Genomic DNA, 16,269 nt, shown 5'->3' on the forward strand with positions numbered 1-16,269 from the left:
ACCAACCTGCCTGCATCCCAACCCCCACAGAGGTCCCATGCAGCAAGCCGAAGATTTCCGCGATGAAACCGACGCATTGGCCGCGATCCTGCAGCCGTTGTCCGAGGCCGAATTTGACCTGCCGACCCTGTTCAAAGGCTGGACCATAGACGACGTGGTCGGTCATTTGCATCTGTTCAACGTGGCCGCTGCCAAGTCGCTGGAAAGCGATGCGGCCTTTGCCGACTTCTTTGCGCCGATCAAACGGGGCATGGACAAGGGGATCTCGTTGCGTGAACTGCAATACCCTTGGCTGGCCGGGCTGCGGGGGTGTGCCCTGATGGAGGAATGGGGGCGCGCGGCTCACGCTACCGCCGATGCCTTTGCCGAAGCCGATCCGAAGAAGCGCCTGAAATGGGCCGGGCCGGACATGAGCGCGCTGTCTTCGGTCACGGCACGGCTGATGGAGACATGGGCGCACGGGCAGGCGGTGTTTGACTTGCTGGGCCAGACGCGTACTGAACACGACCGGGTCCGCAGTATTGCGCATCTGGGGGTGGCGACTTTTGGCTGGACCTTTGCCAATCGCGGGCTTGAGGTGCCGACGCCTGCGCCCTTTGTCCAGCTGACCGGGCCGTCGGGTGCCGTATGGACATGGGGTGATGAACAGCCTGACAACCGTGTCGACGGTACGGCGGTGGAGTTTGCCCAAGTGGTTTGCCAGACCCGCAACGTGGCCGACACGGCGCTGCGGACCACCGGACCCGTCGCGGCGCAATGGATGGCGATGGCGCAATGCTTTGCCGGCCCGCCCGAAGATCCGCCGGCCCCCGGCGCGCGTCACATGCGCCGCTAGCGACGCCGCTTAGTGGTTGTCGCGCGGTGTCCCCCTGCTGCGGGCGATGTCCTGATAGTTGGCCGCGTCGCGCAGGGTCATGCCCTTGTCGAAGGGTTCGACCAGCTCGCGGAAATACTGCTGCCACGGTGACTGGCTGGCGGGATATTTGTAGCCGCCGTCGGCCAGCAACGCCGCGCGCCGCGCGGTCAGTTCTTCGTCGGACAGCAGGATGTCGGCGGTGCATTTGTTCAGATCAATGCGCAGCCGGTCCCCATTGCGCAGCAACGCCAGCCCGCCGTTGTCTGCCGCCTCGGGGGCCGCGTTCAGGATCGAGGGTGATCCCGAGGTGCCCGATTGCCTCCCGTCGCCGATACAGGGCAGCGCCTTGATGCCCTGTTTCAGCAGATAGGACGGCGCGCGCATGTTCACCACTTCGGCGCCGCCGGGATAGCCCTTTGGGCCTGCGCCGCGCATCACCAGAATGCAGCTTGCGTCGATGTTCTCGGCCGGATCGTCGATGCGGTGGTGGTAATCCTCGGGGCCGTCGAAGACCACGACGCGGCCTTCGAACGCTTCGGGGTCGTCGGGATTGCTAAGGTAGGCCTTGCGAAAGGCCGCGTCGATCACGCTGGTTTTCATGATCGCACTGTCGAACAGCGTGCCCTTGAGGTTGATAAAGCCTGCGTTCTGCATCAGCGGTGCCTCGACCGTGCGGATCACGTCGTCATTCACCGATGCCTTTTCGCCGCAGTTGGTGGCCATGGACTGGCCGTTGGCAGTGATCGCATCGGGATTGGGCAGCAGACCCGCGCGCAGCAGCGCACCGATCACCGCAGGCACGCCGCCGGCGCGGTGGAAATCCTCGCCCAGATATGTGCCCGCCGGTTGCAGGTTCACCAGCAGCGGGATGTGGTGGCCGTGTGCCTGCCAGTCGTCATTGTCCAGCGGAACGCCCAGATGCCGGGCCACGGCGTTCAGGTGGATCGGCGCGTTGGTCGATCCGCCAAGGGCCGAGTTCACGGCAATTGCGTTCTCGAAAGCCTCGCGCGTCATGATGTCTGAGGGGCGCAGGTCCTCCCAGACCATGTCGACGATGCGCTTGCCGGTCTCGTAGCTGATCTGCCCGCGTTCGCGGTAGGGGGCGGGAATGGCGGCGGCACCGGGCAGTTGCATCCCCAGTGCTTCGGCCAGTGAGTTCATCGTGGTCGCGGTGCCCATGGTGTTGCAATAGCCCACGGACGGGGCCGAGGCGGCGGCGATTTCCATGAATTGTTCGTCGTTGATCTCGCCCGAGGCCAGCCGTTCGCGGGCCTTCCAGATCACGGTGCCCGAGCCTGCGCGTTCGCCCTCGAACCAGCCGTTCAGCATCGGGCCGACCGACAGGGCGATGGCGGGGATGTTCACGGTGGCGGCGGCCATCAGCAGGGCAGGCGTGGTCTTGTCACAGCCGATGTTCAGCACGACGCCGTCCAGCGGATAGCCATACAGCGCCTCGACCAGACCCAGATAGGCCAGGTTGCGGTCCAGCATCGCGGTGGGGCGTTTGCCGGTTTCCTGAATCGGGTGCACGGGCACCTCCATCGGCACGCCACCGGCGGCGATGATGCCGTCGCGCACGCGTTTGGTCAGTTCCAGGTGGTGGCGGTTGCAGGGGCTGAGGTCGCTGCCCGTCTGCGCGATGCCGATGATCGGCTTGCCGGATTGCAGTTCCTCGCGGGTCAGCCCGTAGTTCAGATAGCGTTCCAGGTAGAGCGCCGTCATTTCCATGTTTTCCGGGTTCAGGAACCATTTGCGCGAACGTAGATCCTGCGGGCGTATCTTGGACATCGGGTGGCTCCTTCGGGGCGTGAATCAGCACGTGTATATTTGGTATACCATCTTGAAGGCAAGACGGGGGCCGTGTCCAGAGCCAGTGTGGTCACATCGCCAGATAGCCGATGCCTGCAAAGGTCACGGCACAGCCCAGCCATTGCGGTGCCGTCATGCGTTCGCGCAGGATGGCCCAGGCCAGGACGATGGTCAGCAGGCCAAAGCACGAGGCGGCGACGGCGGCGTACTGCGCGTCGGGCATACGGCCTGCGGTCATCACGCAGGCCAAGGCAATCGCATCCGCCAATCCCATCAACGCCAGCACGGGCAGGGCGCGCAGGCCTGCCCAGAACGGCACGCGGGCAATGACGATGATCGTGATCAGCGCCACGATGGCGACGCTGCGGGTGACAAAGCTGACCGACAGTTCGTCCCAGCTTTCGACCGCCATCTGACCCAAGGCAAATGTGGTGGCGAACCCGACGGCAGAGGCTGCGGCATAGAGGATCGTGCGGCCCTTGGGCGGCACGTCGTTGCGGTCCTCATCTGCGAGCGCGGCGACGGCAGAGACGCCTGCCACCACGGCAAGGACCGCCAGCCACTGCAAGGCCGAAACCTCGGCCCCCCGCAGGGCGGCCCATGCGACGGACAACACGGGGTAGCTGGCGATGACCGGTGCCACCAGCCGCACCGGACCGCGCTGAAACGCGCCATAGAGGCCAAGCGAAGCAAGCAGGAAGGTCAGGCCCGAGGCCAGCGCATAGATCAGGGCGGGGCCGTTGGGTGCGGCAAGGTCGCCGTGCCAGACCATGAAACCGCCGTGAAACAACAGCCCCGTGACCAGCACCGCCAGCAAGGATGCCAACAGCGGCACCGACTGGCTGAGCCAGCGGATGCAGATGTCGTGAAAGCCCCATGCGAAGGCTGCGACGATGCCAAGGGTGAGCGCGGTCATGGGGGTGTTGTGGTGTATTCGGCGGGTGCGGTCCAGAGGGGCACGCTGTCCGGTGAAAGCCAGAGGCAGCGCCCGGGTCGGGGGGCTGCCTCTGTGGCTGGTGCGGCGTTCAGAGTTTGACCGCTTCGGCCCGCGCCATCACATCCGCCGCTGCCTTTTCGCGCACGGGGCCATAGCCGCGCACATCCATCGGCAGGGCGAGCAACTCGGCGCAGGCCTCGGCTGTGTCCGCGCTGTGGCGGTCGGCCACGCGGTCCATGACCTCGTCGAACCAGCGCAGCAGGGCGCGGTCCAGCTTGCGGTCGTGGCTGTAGCCGAACGGATCAAAGGGCGTGCCGCGCAGCCCCTTGAAGCGGGCCATGCCACGCAACATGGGCGTCATCCACTGGCCAAAGGCGCGTTTGTTCGGACGGCCACGGGCATCCTTGCCCAGCGGCAACAGGGGCGGGGCAAGGTGGTAGTTTACCTTGTAATCGCCTTCGAACTCCTCGGCCAGTTTCGCCGCGAACCCCGTCTGTGTCATCAGGCGGGCGACCTCGTATTCGTCCTTGTAGGCCATCAGTTTGAACAGCGAGCGCGCCGCCACGGCGACCAGTTCGGGCGGCAGGTCCGTGGCCAGACGTGCCAGCCGGTCACGGTAGCGTTTGGCGTATTTCGCGTCCTGATAGTCGGTCAGGAAATCGGCACGGCGGTCGATGATCTGTTCGAGGGTTTCGTCGGCCTCGGCCTGCTCTGCCACACCCAGCGCATCCGGGTTCACCGCCAGCACGCGGCCGATGTCAAAGGCCTGTTTGTTCTTGTCCACGGCCACGCCGTTCAGCAGCATCGCCTGTTTCAAGGCAACCTCGCTGACCGGCACCAGCCCTTGTTGCCACGCTGCCCCCAGCAGGATGATGTTGGCAAACACCGCGTCACCCATCAGATCCTCGGACAGCTTATTGGCATCCATGCCCAAAACGTTGTCATGGCCCACAACGCCGCGCACCATTGCCTCGCGTTCGTCAATCTCCAGATCGGCATCGCGGCGCAGGACCAGATCGCCAGTGGGCATTTCGGCGCGGTTGATCACCACGCGGGTGCCTTGGCGCAAGTGCATCGACGCCTTGGGCGAGGATGCCACAACCGCATCGCAGGCGATCATGGCGTCGGCGCGGCCTGCCTCGATGCGCACCTGGTGGATGTCAGCGGGGGTGGGGGCCAGCCGCACGTAGCCCAGAACCGTCCCGAATTTCTGTGCAAAGCCGGTGAAATCCAGCACGCTTGACCCTTTGCCCTCAAGGTGCGCGGCCATGGTGATCAGCGCGCCGACCGTGACGACGCCTGTGCCGCCGACACCCGCCACCAGCAGGCCGTAGGGCGCATCCAGACGCGGCACCTGCGGTTGCGGCAGGGCGGCCAGCGGGCCGCTCAGGTCAATGCTGACCTCGCGTTTGCGCCGGGTTGCCCCCTCGACGGTGACAAAGCTGGGGCAAAAGCCGTTCAGGCACGAGAAATCCTTGTTGCACGACGACAGGTTGATCTTGCGCTTGCGGCCGAACGGGGTCTCTTTCGGCTCGACGCTCAGGCAGTTGCTTTCGACCGAGCAGTCGCCGCAGCCTTCGCAGACCAGATCGTTGATATAGGCAAAGCGCGGCGGGTCTTCTGCCGTGCCGCGTTTGCGGCGGCGGCGTTTTTCGGTGGCGCAGGTTTGCTCGTAGATCAGGACGCTGGTGCCTTTGACCTCGCGCAGTTCGCGCTGCACGGTGTCCATGTCGGCGCGGTCGTGAAAGCTGGTGTGGCGGGGGAAGTCGGCCTTGTCGAACTTGTCGATGTTGTCCGACACCAGCGCGATCCGTTCGACGCCTTCGGCACGGCAGGTCTGGGCGATGCCCAGTACGCTGACGGGGCCGTCAACCGGCTGGCCGCCGGTCATGGCAACCGCGTCGTTGTACAGGATCTTGTAGGTGATGTTGGATTTCGCCGCGACCGACTGGCGGATGGCCAGCGAGCCGGAGTGATACCACGTACCCTCGCCCAGGTTCTGGAAGATATGCTTGTTGCCGTTGAACCGGCTGGCGGCGGTCCATGGCACGCCTTCGCCGCCCATCTGGGCGTATCCGACGGTGTTGCGGTCCATCCAGGACGCCATGACGTGACAGCCGATGCCGCTGGCGGCGGTCGAGCCTTCGGGCACTTTGGTCGACGTGTTGTGCGGGCAGCCCGAACAGAAATAGGGCGTGCGGGTGGCACCGGGGCGCGACAGCACGGGGGGCGGGGTTTCGGTCAGGGCAGCGGCCTTGGCAGGCAGACCTTCATCAGGGAAAAACGCATCCAGCCGCTCGGCCACGATGGGCGCCAGCAGCAGTGGCGACAGCTCGCCCGTCCACGGGATCAGCGGATCACCTGCCGCGCGGTGTTTGCCGACCATGCGCGCCGGTTTGTCGCCGGGCCAGTCATAGAAATATTCCTTGAACTGGCTTTCGATGATGCCGCGTTTTTCCTCGATCACCAGCACCTCTTCCTTGCCGCGCACAAAATCCAGCGCGTCGCGGCGGGCCAGCGGCCAGACCATGCCGACCTTGTAAATGTCGATGCCCAACCGGCGGCAGGCGGCCTCGTCCACGCCCAGCAGGCGCAGCGCCTCCATCAGGTCCAGGTGGCCCTTGCCGGTGGTGACGATACCGAATTTTGCATCCTTGATGTCATAGATATGCCGGTCGATCCGGTTGGCCTGAACAAAGGCCTCAACGGCTTCCAGCTTGGCACCGATGCGGGTTTCGATGGCGGGGCTGGGCAGGTCGGCGGGGCGCACGTGCAGGCCGCCTTGGGGGGCTGTATAGTCGGGTTGGACAAAGGTGCGGGCCGGTTTCAGGTCAATCGACTGCGCCGCCTCGACGGTTTCCGACACCGCCTTGAACCCGACCCATGTGCCCGAGAACCGCGACAGGGCGATGCCGTATTCGCCAAATTCCAGGTATTCCGCGACCGTGGCGGGGTTCAGCGTGGGCATGAACCACGACATGAAGGCTACGTCGGACTGATGCGGCATCGACGAGGACACACAGCCGTGGTCGTCCCCCGCCACCACCAGCACACCGCCCTTGGGGGACGAGCCGTAGGCGTTGCCGTGCTTCAGCGCATCGCCCGACCGGTCCACGCCCGGCCCCTTGCCATACCACATGGAAAACACGCCCTCGACAGTGCAGTCGGGGTCCAGCGTCGCCTGTTGCGCGCCCAGAACGGCGGTGGCGCCAAGGTCTTCGTTCACGGCGGGCATGAATTCGATGGCGTTCTCAGCCAGCAGCTTTTTCGTCCGCCACATTTCCAGATCGACCCCGCCCAGCGGTGAGCCGCGATAGCCCGATACGAACCCGGCGGTGTTCATCCCCGCGGCGCGGTCGCGGGCGGCCTGATCCAGCATGATGCGCACCAGCGCCTGCGTGCCGGTCAGGAACACGCGACCCGTTTGCGCGGTGTAACGGTCGGACAGCTGGTAGGTCTCAAAGGCGGGATCAAGCTTGCTCATGGGGGGGGCTCCGGTGCTGGCATCTGGTGACCATCATAGCGCAGGACGGCGCCTATTTCCGGTCTGATATTGTCTGCATAGCTAATGTGATGAGCGGAAATTTCCACGCAAAGCCGGATATGGGAAAAATTTACCATTCCAGTTGGCGGCGCGTGTCCGCGCGCACCATTGCCCCCGATGGCGAGGCTTGCCATAACCCGGGCAACGCTTTCAAAAGGGCCGACCTCAATGACCAATCCGCTTATCATTTGCTGCGCCATCACCGGATCGCTGCCGACCAAGGCGAACAACCCCGCCGTGCCGATCAGCGTCGCCGAACAGGTGGAAAGCATGCACGAAGCGTTCGAGGCCGGTGCCACGATCTGTCACGCCCATGTGCGCAATGCGGATGAAACGCCGTCAAGCGATCCTGACAAGTTTGCAGCCCTCAAGGAAGGTCTGGAAAAGCATTGCCCCGGCCTGATCATCCAGTTTTCCACCGGTGGCCGCTCGGGGGCCGGACAGGCGCGGGGGGCGATGTTGTCCCTGCGGCCCGACATGGCGTCGCTGTCGGTGGGGTCGAACAATTTTCCGACCCGCGTCTACGAGAACCCACCCGACCTGGTGGACTGGCTGGCGTCCGAAATGGTCACCCATGACATCAAGCCCGAGGTCGAAGCCTTTGATCTGTCGCACATCCTGCAAGCCGTCAAAATGCACGGCGACGGGCGCATTAAAGACACGCCGTATATCCAGTTTGTCATGGGCGTGAAAAACGCGATGCCCGCGGACAAGCATGTGTTCGACTATTACGTCGAAACCGTGAAACGCCTGCTGCCCGGCGCGCCATGGTGTGCGGCGGGGATCGGAGCGCAACAGGCGGTGCTGAATGAATGGTCCATTGCCGCAGGCGGACACGCGCGCACCGGGATGGAGGACAACGTGCGGCTGGACCGTGACACGCTGGCCCCGTCGAATGCAGCGCTGGTGCAGCGCACCGTGGAAATCGCACAAAAACACAGCCGCCCCATCGCCACGCCTGCGCAGGCGCGCGCGCTTTTGGGTCTGCGGGCGGCTTGACTTTACCCGGTTGCACCATGTTCATGCCGTGCAACCGGACCTGAACACCGAAGGGATAAAACAGATGATGAAAACCCGCGCCGCCGTTGCCGTTGCCGCAGGCAAACCGCTGGAAATTATGGACGTGAACCTGGAAGGCCCGCGCAAGGGCGAGGTTCTGATCGAGATCAAGGCCACGGGCCTGTGCCACACCGATGAATTCACCCGCTCGGGCGACGATCCCGAAGGCATCTTTCCGGCCATCCTGGGCCACGAAGGTGCGGGCGTCGTGCTGGAAGTGGGCGAAGGTGTCACCACGCTGGAAGTGGGCGACCACGTCATTCCGCTCTACACCCCCGAGTGTCGCGAATGCGAATATTGCCTGTCGGGCAAGACCAACCTGTGCCAGGCGATCCGCGTCACCCAAGGCCAGGGCCTGCTGCCGGATGGCACCACGCGTTTTTCGATGATGGATGGCACGCCGATCCACCACTACATGGGCTGCTCGACCTTTGCCAACCACACCGTGATCCCTGAGATTGCGCTGGCCAAGGTGCGCAAGGACGCGCCCTTTGACAAGATCTGTTACATCGGCTGCGGCGTGACCACCGGCATCGGTGCGGTGATCAACACCGCCAAGGTCGAGATCGGCGCGCGCTGCGTGGTCTTTGGTCTGGGTGGCATCGGCCTGAACGTGATTCAGGGTCTGCGACTGGCCGGAGCGGACCAGATCGTCGGCGTCGACCTGAACGACGACAAGGAAGAAACCGGTCGTTACTTCGGCATGACCGATTTCGTGAACCCCAACAACGTCGAAGGCGATATGGTGGCCCATCTGGTCGAACTGACGAAGGGCGGCGCGGATTACACCTTTGACGCGACCGGAAACACCAAGGTGATGCGCACCGCTTTGGAAGCCGCACACAAGGGCTGGGGCGAAAGCATCATCATTGGCGTGGCGCCTGCGGGGGCCGAGATCTCGACCCGTCCGTTCCAGTTGGTCACAGGGCGTGTCTGGAAAGGCACAGCCTTTGGCGGGGCCAAGGGGCGCACCGATGTGCCGAAAATCGTCGACTGGTACATGGACGGCAAGATCGAGATTGACCCGATGATCACCCACAAGCTGACGCTGGACGAGATCAACCACGGTTTCGAGCTGATGCACCAGGGCAAGTCGATCCGCGCGGTTGTCGAATTCTGATCCGTGGCTGTCTGCTTGATAGGGCGGGCACATGAACAAAAACAGGCCGCTGTCTTTCAAGGGCAGCGGCCTGTTCCGTTTCAGGGCGGGCGCGGGGCCGCTTCGGGCGATTGTGATTTGGCAGCCCTGAATAATTTGATATTCTAAACCGAACGGTACAGTTCCACGCGGGCTGTGGCACGATCAGGGAAGGCGCAAGATGAAGCTGACTGTTGATGGAAACCCTCATGACGTTGATGTCGAAGAGGACATGCCCCTGCTGTGGCTGCTGCGCGACGAGCTGGGGTACAAAGGTGTGAAATACGGCTGTGGCGTCGCGCAATGTGGCGCGTGCACCGTGCATCTGGACGGGGTTGCGGTGCGGTCCTGTCAGACTTGGGCTGGCGATGCCGAAGGGGCAGAGATTACCACCATCGAAGGACTGGGCACGCCCGACGCCCTGCACGCGGTGCAAGAGGCCTGGATTGCCCATCAGGTTGCGCAATGCGGCTACTGCCAGTCAGGTCAGATGATGCAGGCCGCGTCCTTGCTGGCTGAAACACCGGCGCCTACGGATGACCAGATTGACGAGGCCATGTCGGGCAATCTGTGCCGCTGTGGCACCTATCCCCGCATCCGTGCAGCGGTGAAAACCGCCGCCGCCAAGCTGAGCGAGGTTTAAGGTCATGGGACGCGCAGGAACAATCGCCCGCCGGACGTTCATGGTGGGCTCGGTCGCCGTGATGAGCGGCGTGGCCTTCGGCTATTACATGTACCGCAAACCCGGCCCGAACCCGCTGTTGGATGACCTGCAAGAGGGCGAGGCGGCGCTGACGCCCTATGTCCTGATCAACGCCAGCGGCATCACCCTGATCACCCCGCGCGCCGACAGCGGGCAGGGGGCCTATTCGGTGCAGGCGATGATGATCGCCGAGGAACTGGACGTGGACATGGATCAGGTCAGCGTCAGCCCCGGCGTGCCCAGCCCGGTCTATTACAATACGGCATTGGCCGCCGAAAGCGCGCCGTTCCGTCCCACGGACCGTTCGACCATGGCCAACACCACGCGCGGCGTGATGGATGCGGTGATGAAGTTCACGGGCATGCAATTGACCGGCGGGTCGACCACCGTGCCCGACGGCTATGAAAAACTGCGCATGGCGGGTGCCGTTGCCCGCGAGACGCTGAAGCTGGCTGCGGGCAAACGCACCGGCCAGGACCCCAAGAAGATGACGACCGAGCGGGCGCATGTGATCCTGCCCGACGGCACCCGCATCGCCTATACCGATCTGGCGGTCGAGGCGGCGCAGATCGAACCGGCGGACCATCTGGCCCTGCGCCACCATTCGAAATGGCGGATCATGGGGACGCCACAGCAGCGTCTGGACATCGTGGCGAAATCCACCGGCACGCTGCGTTATGGCATCGACTTTGAGCCCGAGGGCGTGGTGCACGCCACCGTGCGCACCAACCCGCGCAAGGGCGGGGTGATGAACGGCTATGATGCGACCAACGCCAAGGCGATGCGCGGGGTCAAGCAGGTGCTGCCTGTGACCGGCGGCGTGGCCGTGGTGGCAGACAACACATGGCGCGCCTTTGCAGCGGCCGAGGCCATCGACATCGACTGGGGCGCGGCACCCTATCCGGCCGAGATGGACGCCCATTGGCAGGCGCTGTCGGACAGTTTCAACGACGACCATCTGGACAGCCGCAAGCGGGACGACGGCGATGTGGCCGACGCGGCCTATGACGCGCCCGAAGGCACGGTTGTCGAGGCGGAATATCGCGCGCCCTATCTCGCGCACGCGCCGCTGGAGCCCAGCAACGCCACCGTTCTGGTGGGTGATGACCGCGTCGATGTGTGGTCTGGCACGCAGGTGCCGCGCTTTGTTCAGGCCAATATCGCCAAGCTGACCGGCATCAACGTCGATAACATCCATGTGCATGTGCAGATGATGGGCGGCAGCTTTGGCCAGCGGCTTGAGGATGACGTGGAACGTCAGGCCACCGAGATCGCCATGCAGATGAAGGGCACGCCGGTCAAGCTGACGTACCGGCGCGAAGAGGACATGACCCACGACCATCCCCGCCAGATCGCAATGGCGCGCGGACGTGGCGTGGTCAAAGACGGCAAGGTTCATGCGCTGGACCTGGGCATTGCCATGCCCTCGGTGATGTCCAGCCAGATGGGCCGTCAGGGCTGGACCGTGCCGGGGCCGGACCTGCAGATCGTGGCGGGGGCGTGGGAGCAACCGCTGAGCATTCCCAACTACCGCGTGTCGGGCTACCGCGCGCCGGAACTGGCACCGATCAGCTCGTGGCGGTCGGTGGGGGCGTCGACCAACGGGTTTTTCCACGACGTGTTTCTGGACGAACTTATCCATGCCGCCGGGGCTGACCCGTTGGAGGAACGGCTGCGCCTGATGTGGCACAAGCCGTCGCGCCAGGTGCTGGAGGCCGTGGCCGAGATGTCCGACTGGGCCACCAGACCCGGTGAGGGGCGCGGGCGCGGAGTGGCGTTCTGCACCTCGTTTGGCGTGCCAGTGGCCGAGGTGATCGACGTGACCGCCACACCGGATGGCATCCGCATCGACAACGTCTGGGTGGCCGCCGAGGTGGGGCGGGTGATTGATCCGGTGAATTTCGAGAACCTCGTGCAGGGCGGCGTGATCTTTGCGCTGGGCCACGCGATCAACTGCGAGATCACCTATGCCGACGGCATGGCCGAGCAGGACAATTTCTATGCCTTCGAAGGGCTGCGGATGCGTCAGGCGCCGGTGATTGAAGTGCGCGGACTGGAGAACGACATTCACGTCCGCGGCATGGGCGAACCGATGGTGCCACCGGCCGCCGCCGCGTTGTCGAACGCGATCTTTGCCGCCACGGGGCAGCGGATTCGGGAAATGCCGATGAACCGGCACATTGATTTCGTCTAAGGCAGGCGGCGTCGCTACTGCATCCAGATCAGCAGATAGGACGTCAGGTCGGGCCACAGGGCGACAATCGCAAGACCGATCACGCTGGTGACCAGAAACGGCAGGGCGGCCACGGCGATGCGTTCCAGCGACAGCTTGGCGATGTTGGCGGCGACGAACAGGTTGATGCCGACGGGCGGGGTGAACAGGCCGATGGCCAGGTTGATCATCAGGAACACACCGAACCAGACCGGGTCCCAGCCCAGTTCGCGCACCACCGGCAGGAAAATCGGCAGCGAGATGAACATGATCGTCACCGCGTCCATGAACATGCCCGCGATCAGCAGGATCACCGCCATCACCAGCATGATTGTCCAGGGCGATGACGACAGCGCCAGCAGCCCTTCGGAATAGCGGCCCACCACGTCGTCCACGGTGACAACCCATCCGAACAGGCTGGCAAAGGTCACGACCAGCATCACCACAGCCGAGGACGCCGCTGCATCATTCAGCGCGTCGAACAGCGTGCCGAACGACAGGCTGCGGTAGACAAAGAAGCCGATGAACAGCGCATAGACCACCGCGACCACAGCCGCCTCGGTCGGGGTGAAGATGCCAGCGTAGATGCCGCCCAGGATCACCACGGGCGTCAGCAGTCCCCAGACCGCATCCCGAAAGCTGAGCCACAGGCGCGTCGCATAAGGACGGTCGCCATAGGGCATCGGGGCCAGTTGCGCGAGGTTCGACAGTTTGGCGACGGTTCGCTGACGGCTGACCAGCGGCAGCGCAATCAGCATCAGCGCACCCATGAGCGCTCCGGGCAGGATGGCGGCGATGAACAGATCGCCGATCGACACCTCTGCGATGACGCCGTAAATCACCAGCCCGATTGACGGCGGGATCACGATGGACAGCGCCGCACCAGTGCAAACCATGGCGGCGGCAAAGGCGCGGGGATAGCCGTCTTCTTCCATGCCGCGGATGATCATCGGACCGATGGCGGCCACGGATGCAGGGCCAGAGCCGGACACAGCCCCCCAGAACAGGCTGACGACAACGCCAACCAGCCCCATTCCGCCAGGCAGGCTGCCCATCAGAACGCGGAAAAACCGGATCATCCGGTCGGCCATGCCCGCCGTGCCCATCAGGATGCCCGCGAGGATGAAGAACGGGATCGCCAGAAGCGAGAACTTGGTGATGCCGCTGGACAGAAGGTCGCCGACCAGGTCCAGCCCAAACCCCATCTGCCACATGGCAAAGAGCGACGACAGGCCCAGCGAGAAAGCCACCGGAACGCGGATGACCAGAAGCAGGCCGAAGAGGATCAGCATCTGTGTGCCGGTGTCGAGTTCAAACATCGGGCACCTCGTTTCGTGGGGTCAGCGTGCCTTGTACCAGCCGCAGCGCGATCATCAAAAAGCCCAGCGGCAGGCCCAGCGAATAATACCACGACGGCACCTGTAACCCCGGCGAGGTGATGCCGCTGGCGCGCTGGTTGCCGATCATTTCGATGCAATAGTAGGCCGACAGAAGCAACAGGATCACCCCCAGAACTGTGGCGACCCATTCCATGACGCGGCGCGCCTGTGCCGGCAACAGGTCGGAAAACAACGTGACCGCCAGGTGCTGGCTGCGCCGTGCCGCGATGGCCGCGCCAAAGACGGTCAGCAGCAGAAAGCCGTTCAACAGGATCTCTTGGGTGGCGGCAAAGGAAAAGTTGGTCAGGTAACGCACCAGCACATTCGCAAAGCCCACCAGCGTCATCACCAGAAAGATCGCGCTGCAAATGTACTCTTCCAGCCGGTCGAGATGTTTGAATAACGGTGATCTGGTCATAGGGCTCCGGCGTGGCCGTGTCGGGCGCGGCGGGGCGCACGCATGGGCCTTTTCAATACAGTGGATCAAGCGCACCCGGCGTATGCGTGCCGGATGCGCCTGACTGGGTCAGTTAGTTGGAGGCGTCAATGGTCGACTGGAACAGTTCGACCAGTTCGGGGCCAACCTTGGCCGCCCATTTGTCAAAGGGTTCTTTCGTGGCGTCGCGGAAGGCTTGCAGCTCTTCGGCGGTGGGTTCGTACACTTCCATGCCTTCGGCGCGCAGCTTGTCCAGACCGGCGGCTGTGCCTTCACGGGTGATGGTTTTCTGATAGGCCATCGCCTCGGTTGCGGCGGCCTGAACTTTGGCTTGAGTGTCCGCGTCCCAGCTGTCCCATTTTTTCTGGCTCACACCCAGGAAGATCGGGTCATAGGAATAGTGCCAGGGCGTGATGTATTTCTGCACTTCGTAGACACGTTGCGGCACGATCACGGCACCGATGGGGTTTTCCTGACCGTCAACCACGCCCTGTTGCAGCGCGCTGAAGGTTTCGGTCCATTGCATTTGCTGCGGGTTGGCCCCCAGCGCCGTCATAACGTCGATGTACATCGGACCCGCCACACGCATTTTCAGACCCTTCAGGTCGTCAGGCGATTTGATCGGGTGGACGTTGTTGGTGACTTCGCGAAAGCCGTTTTCGCCCCATGCCAGCACGACGATGCCATGCTCTGCCATGATCTCGGTCATGCGTTCGCCGGGTGCGCCGTCGGTTGTGGCGTCGACCGCGTCATAGTCGGAATAGAGATAGGGCAGCGAAAAGACCGCCATTTCCGGCACCATCGGTGTCACGTTAATCGCGGATGTTACCACGAAATCCAGCGCGCCCCGGCCCACCATTTCCGCCTGTTTCATCTGGTCGCCACCGGACAATTGCGCGTTGGCAAAGACACGAACGCTCATGTCGCCTTCGGTTGCCGCCTCCAGCAGCTCCGAAAACTTTTCGGAGCCCATATGCCACGAGGTTGTGTCGCCGGTGTTGTGCGACAGGCGCAGCGTTTCAGCCTGAGCAGCACCCGACAGGGCGGCGGCGGCCGAAAAAGCGGCTGCAAAAACGAAATTCATCTTGGACATGATGTCTCCTCCTGAAATCAAACGAACCTTCCTCCGAAGCTCTGGCGCAAGGGTCCATATTTTGGACGGTGTGACAAGCGGTTTCTGGAATGTAACGTGACGCTGTGCGGAAATTTCCTTGAAACCTCTGATTTATTGCGGAACACTCCGAAAAAACATGGTCCCGCCCGGGGGGAGTGGCTGGGGTTTAGTTGAAAATATGTCCATATTATGGACGTGGAGAGAAAATGACCGAACAAAAATCGGTGGGTGACACATCGGGGGCGCAAAGTGTGGACCGTGCGCTGGCGCTGTTGTCGCTGATCGGGCGGCACACGGTTGATGGCATCGGGCTGGCCGCCATCGTCGAGGAATCGCGCCTGAACCGCCCCACTGCGCGGCGGCTGCTGCTGGCCCTGATGCGCGCGCGCATGGTCGAGCAGGATGCAGGCTCGCGCCGCTATGCGCTGGGCGAGGAAACCTATGTGCTGGGCGTGCTGGCCGCGCAACGGTTCAACCTGATGGACGTGGCGCAGGACAGTCTGAGCGATCTGGCCAAGCAAAGCGGCGACACGGCGTTTCTGTCCGTGCGCCGGGATGCGTTTTCGGTGTGCATCCACAAGGAAGAGGGCGCATTTCCGATCCGCACCCATGCTTTGCAGGTGGGGTATCGCCACCCGTTGGGCGTCGGTGCCGGATCGCTGGCGATGCTGGCAGCGTTGTCTGATGAGGATTGCGCCGAGGCACTGGCGCGCAACGCCGTCCAGCTTGAGCGTGACTTTCCCGATTGCGCGCCCGACCGCCTGAAACCGCTGATCGCGGACACACGGGCGCGCGGATATTCCGTGAATCCCGGCCTGGTGCTGAAAAACTCGTGGGCCGTGGGCGTGGCCTTGCATCAGCCCGGCGGTCGGGTGGTGGGCGCGCTTTCGATTGCCGCCATCGACAGCCGTATGGACCCCGCACGCCAAGCCGAACTGGGCGCTGCCCTGACGCGCGAAGCGGCCCGGATCGAAGCCCGTCTGGCCAAGGCATTTGCCCTGCCGGACGCCAAGGAAACAGCCGCATTGCGCCGCTCTGCCCCTTTGGGCGGCGGTGCTGCTGCGGCGCAGTAACATCGCAAC

12 protein-coding genes are annotated in these 16,269 nt (G+C 63.7%); 6 read left to right on the forward strand and 6 right to left on the reverse strand.

Features of this window, described 5'->3' with window-relative positions; all coding sequences use genetic code 11:
- The first annotated feature begins 37 nt into the window (after positions 1 to 37).
- Entirely contained in the window at positions 38 to 835 is a 798-nt protein-coding gene (locus BUC08_RS07270) for a TIGR03084 family metal-binding protein (RefSeq protein WP_037925334.1), read from the forward strand.
- Between the two features lie 9 nt (positions 836 to 844).
- Here the strand turns inward: BUC08_RS07270 and BUC08_RS07275 are convergent, their stop codons facing one another.
- The 3 genes from BUC08_RS07275 to BUC08_RS07285 form a co-directional block, all read right to left on the reverse strand.
- A complete protein-coding gene (locus tag BUC08_RS07275) occupies positions 845 to 2,644 on the reverse strand; it encodes an IlvD/Edd family dehydratase (protein WP_037925336.1) in 1,800 nt (599 codons plus the stop codon).
- A 91-nt stretch (positions 2,645 to 2,735) separates the two neighbouring features.
- Positions 2,736 to 3,581, reverse strand: a complete 846-nt coding sequence (locus tag BUC08_RS07280; RefSeq protein ID WP_037925338.1) for a DMT family transporter — start codon at positions 3,579 to 3,581, stop codon at positions 2,736 to 2,738.
- A gap of 109 nt (positions 3,582 to 3,690) precedes the next feature.
- Positions 3,691 to 7,086, reverse strand: a complete 3,396-nt coding sequence (locus BUC08_RS07285; protein WP_037925341.1) for an indolepyruvate ferredoxin oxidoreductase family protein — start codon at positions 7,084 to 7,086, stop codon at positions 3,691 to 3,693.
- Positions 7,087 to 7,314: 228 nt separating this feature from the next.
- Between BUC08_RS07285 and BUC08_RS07290 the strand changes: the two genes are divergently transcribed.
- From BUC08_RS07290 to BUC08_RS07305, 4 genes are all read left to right on the forward strand, one after another.
- Complete coding sequence (locus tag BUC08_RS07290; protein ID WP_037925343.1) at positions 7,315 to 8,145, forward strand: 3-oxoadipate:acetyl-CoA acetyltransferase; 831 nt, start codon at positions 7,315 to 7,317, stop codon at positions 8,143 to 8,145.
- A 67-nt stretch (positions 8,146 to 8,212) separates the two neighbouring features.
- The gene (locus tag BUC08_RS07295; protein ID WP_037925627.1) at positions 8,213 to 9,325 is read left to right on the forward strand and encodes an S-(hydroxymethyl)glutathione dehydrogenase/class III alcohol dehydrogenase; all 1,113 of its coding nucleotides are present in this window, start codon (positions 8,213 to 8,215) and stop codon (positions 9,323 to 9,325) included.
- Between the two features lie 199 nt (positions 9,326 to 9,524).
- Positions 9,525 to 9,986 (forward strand): (2Fe-2S)-binding protein, encoded by a 462-nt coding sequence (locus tag BUC08_RS07300; RefSeq protein ID WP_037925345.1) that lies wholly within the window; start codon positions 9,525 to 9,527, stop codon positions 9,984 to 9,986.
- A gap of 4 nt (positions 9,987 to 9,990) precedes the next feature.
- Positions 9,991 to 12,240, forward strand: coding sequence for a xanthine dehydrogenase family protein molybdopterin-binding subunit (locus tag BUC08_RS07305; protein ID WP_037925347.1), 2,250 nt, complete (start codon positions 9,991 to 9,993; stop codon positions 12,238 to 12,240).
- Between the two features lie 14 nt (positions 12,241 to 12,254).
- Here BUC08_RS07305 and BUC08_RS07310 read toward each other — a convergent pair whose 3' ends face one another.
- From BUC08_RS07310 to BUC08_RS07320, 3 genes are all read right to left on the reverse strand, one after another.
- Complete coding sequence (locus BUC08_RS07310) at positions 12,255 to 13,577, reverse strand: TRAP transporter large permease (protein WP_037925349.1); 1,323 nt, start codon at positions 13,575 to 13,577, stop codon at positions 12,255 to 12,257.
- Entirely contained in the window at positions 13,570 to 14,055 is a 486-nt protein-coding gene (locus tag BUC08_RS07315; protein WP_051694228.1) for a TRAP transporter small permease, read from the reverse strand. Before BUC08_RS07315 ends, BUC08_RS07310 begins: the two co-directional genes overlap by 8 nt.
- 112 nt (positions 14,056 to 14,167) lie before the next feature.
- Positions 14,168 to 15,166, reverse strand: a complete 999-nt coding sequence (locus tag BUC08_RS07320) for a DctP family TRAP transporter solute-binding subunit (RefSeq protein ID WP_037925352.1) — start codon at positions 15,164 to 15,166, stop codon at positions 14,168 to 14,170.
- Positions 15,167 to 15,393: 227 nt separating this feature from the next.
- On the opposite strand from BUC08_RS07320, the gene BUC08_RS07325 reads away from it, so the two are divergent.
- The gene (locus BUC08_RS07325) at positions 15,394 to 16,260 is read left to right on the forward strand and encodes an IclR family transcriptional regulator (RefSeq protein ID WP_037925354.1); all 867 of its coding nucleotides are present in this window, start codon (positions 15,394 to 15,396) and stop codon (positions 16,258 to 16,260) included.
- Positions 16,261 to 16,269: the final 9 nt, after the last annotated feature.

Source organism: Pseudosulfitobacter pseudonitzschiae, assembly GCF_900129395.1.
Classification (GTDB): domain Bacteria; phylum Pseudomonadota; class Alphaproteobacteria; order Rhodobacterales; family Rhodobacteraceae; genus Pseudosulfitobacter; species Pseudosulfitobacter pseudonitzschiae.

What these genes read in the sequence shown, in the direction of transcription:
- BUC08_RS07325 (WP_037925354.1), top strand. Translation starts at nt 15,394, where the DNA reads ATGACCGAACAAAAATCGGTGGGTGACACATCGGGGGCGCAAAGTGTG.
- BUC08_RS07270 (WP_037925334.1), top strand. Translation starts at nt 38, where the DNA reads ATGCAGCAAGCCGAAGATTTCCGCGATGAAACCGACGCATTGGCCGCG.
- BUC08_RS07295 (WP_037925627.1), top strand. Translation starts at nt 8,213, where the DNA reads ATGAAAACCCGCGCCGCCGTTGCCGTTGCCGCAGGCAAACCGCTGGAA.
- BUC08_RS07310 (WP_037925349.1), bottom strand. Translation starts at nt 13,577, where the DNA reads ATGTTTGAACTCGACACCGGCACACAGATGCTGATCCTCTTCGGCCTG.
- BUC08_RS07290 (WP_037925343.1), top strand. Translation starts at nt 7,315, where the DNA reads ATGACCAATCCGCTTATCATTTGCTGCGCCATCACCGGATCGCTGCCG.
- BUC08_RS07285 (WP_037925341.1), bottom strand. Translation starts at nt 7,086, where the DNA reads ATGAGCAAGCTTGATCCCGCCTTTGAGACCTACCAGCTGTCCGACCGT.
- BUC08_RS07305 (WP_037925347.1), top strand. Translation starts at nt 9,991, where the DNA reads ATGGGACGCGCAGGAACAATCGCCCGCCGGACGTTCATGGTGGGCTCG.
- BUC08_RS07280 (WP_037925338.1), bottom strand. Translation starts at nt 3,581, where the DNA reads ATGACCGCGCTCACCCTTGGCATCGTCGCAGCCTTCGCATGGGGCTTT.
- BUC08_RS07275 (WP_037925336.1), bottom strand. Translation starts at nt 2,644, where the DNA reads ATGTCCAAGATACGCCCGCAGGATCTACGTTCGCGCAAATGGTTCCTG.
- BUC08_RS07320 (WP_037925352.1), bottom strand. Translation starts at nt 15,166, where the DNA reads ATGTCCAAGATGAATTTCGTTTTTGCAGCCGCTTTTTCGGCCGCCGCC.
- BUC08_RS07315 (WP_051694228.1), bottom strand. Translation starts at nt 14,055, where the DNA reads ATGACCAGATCACCGTTATTCAAACATCTCGACCGGCTGGAAGAGTAC.
- BUC08_RS07300 (WP_037925345.1), top strand. Translation starts at nt 9,525, where the DNA reads ATGAAGCTGACTGTTGATGGAAACCCTCATGACGTTGATGTCGAAGAG.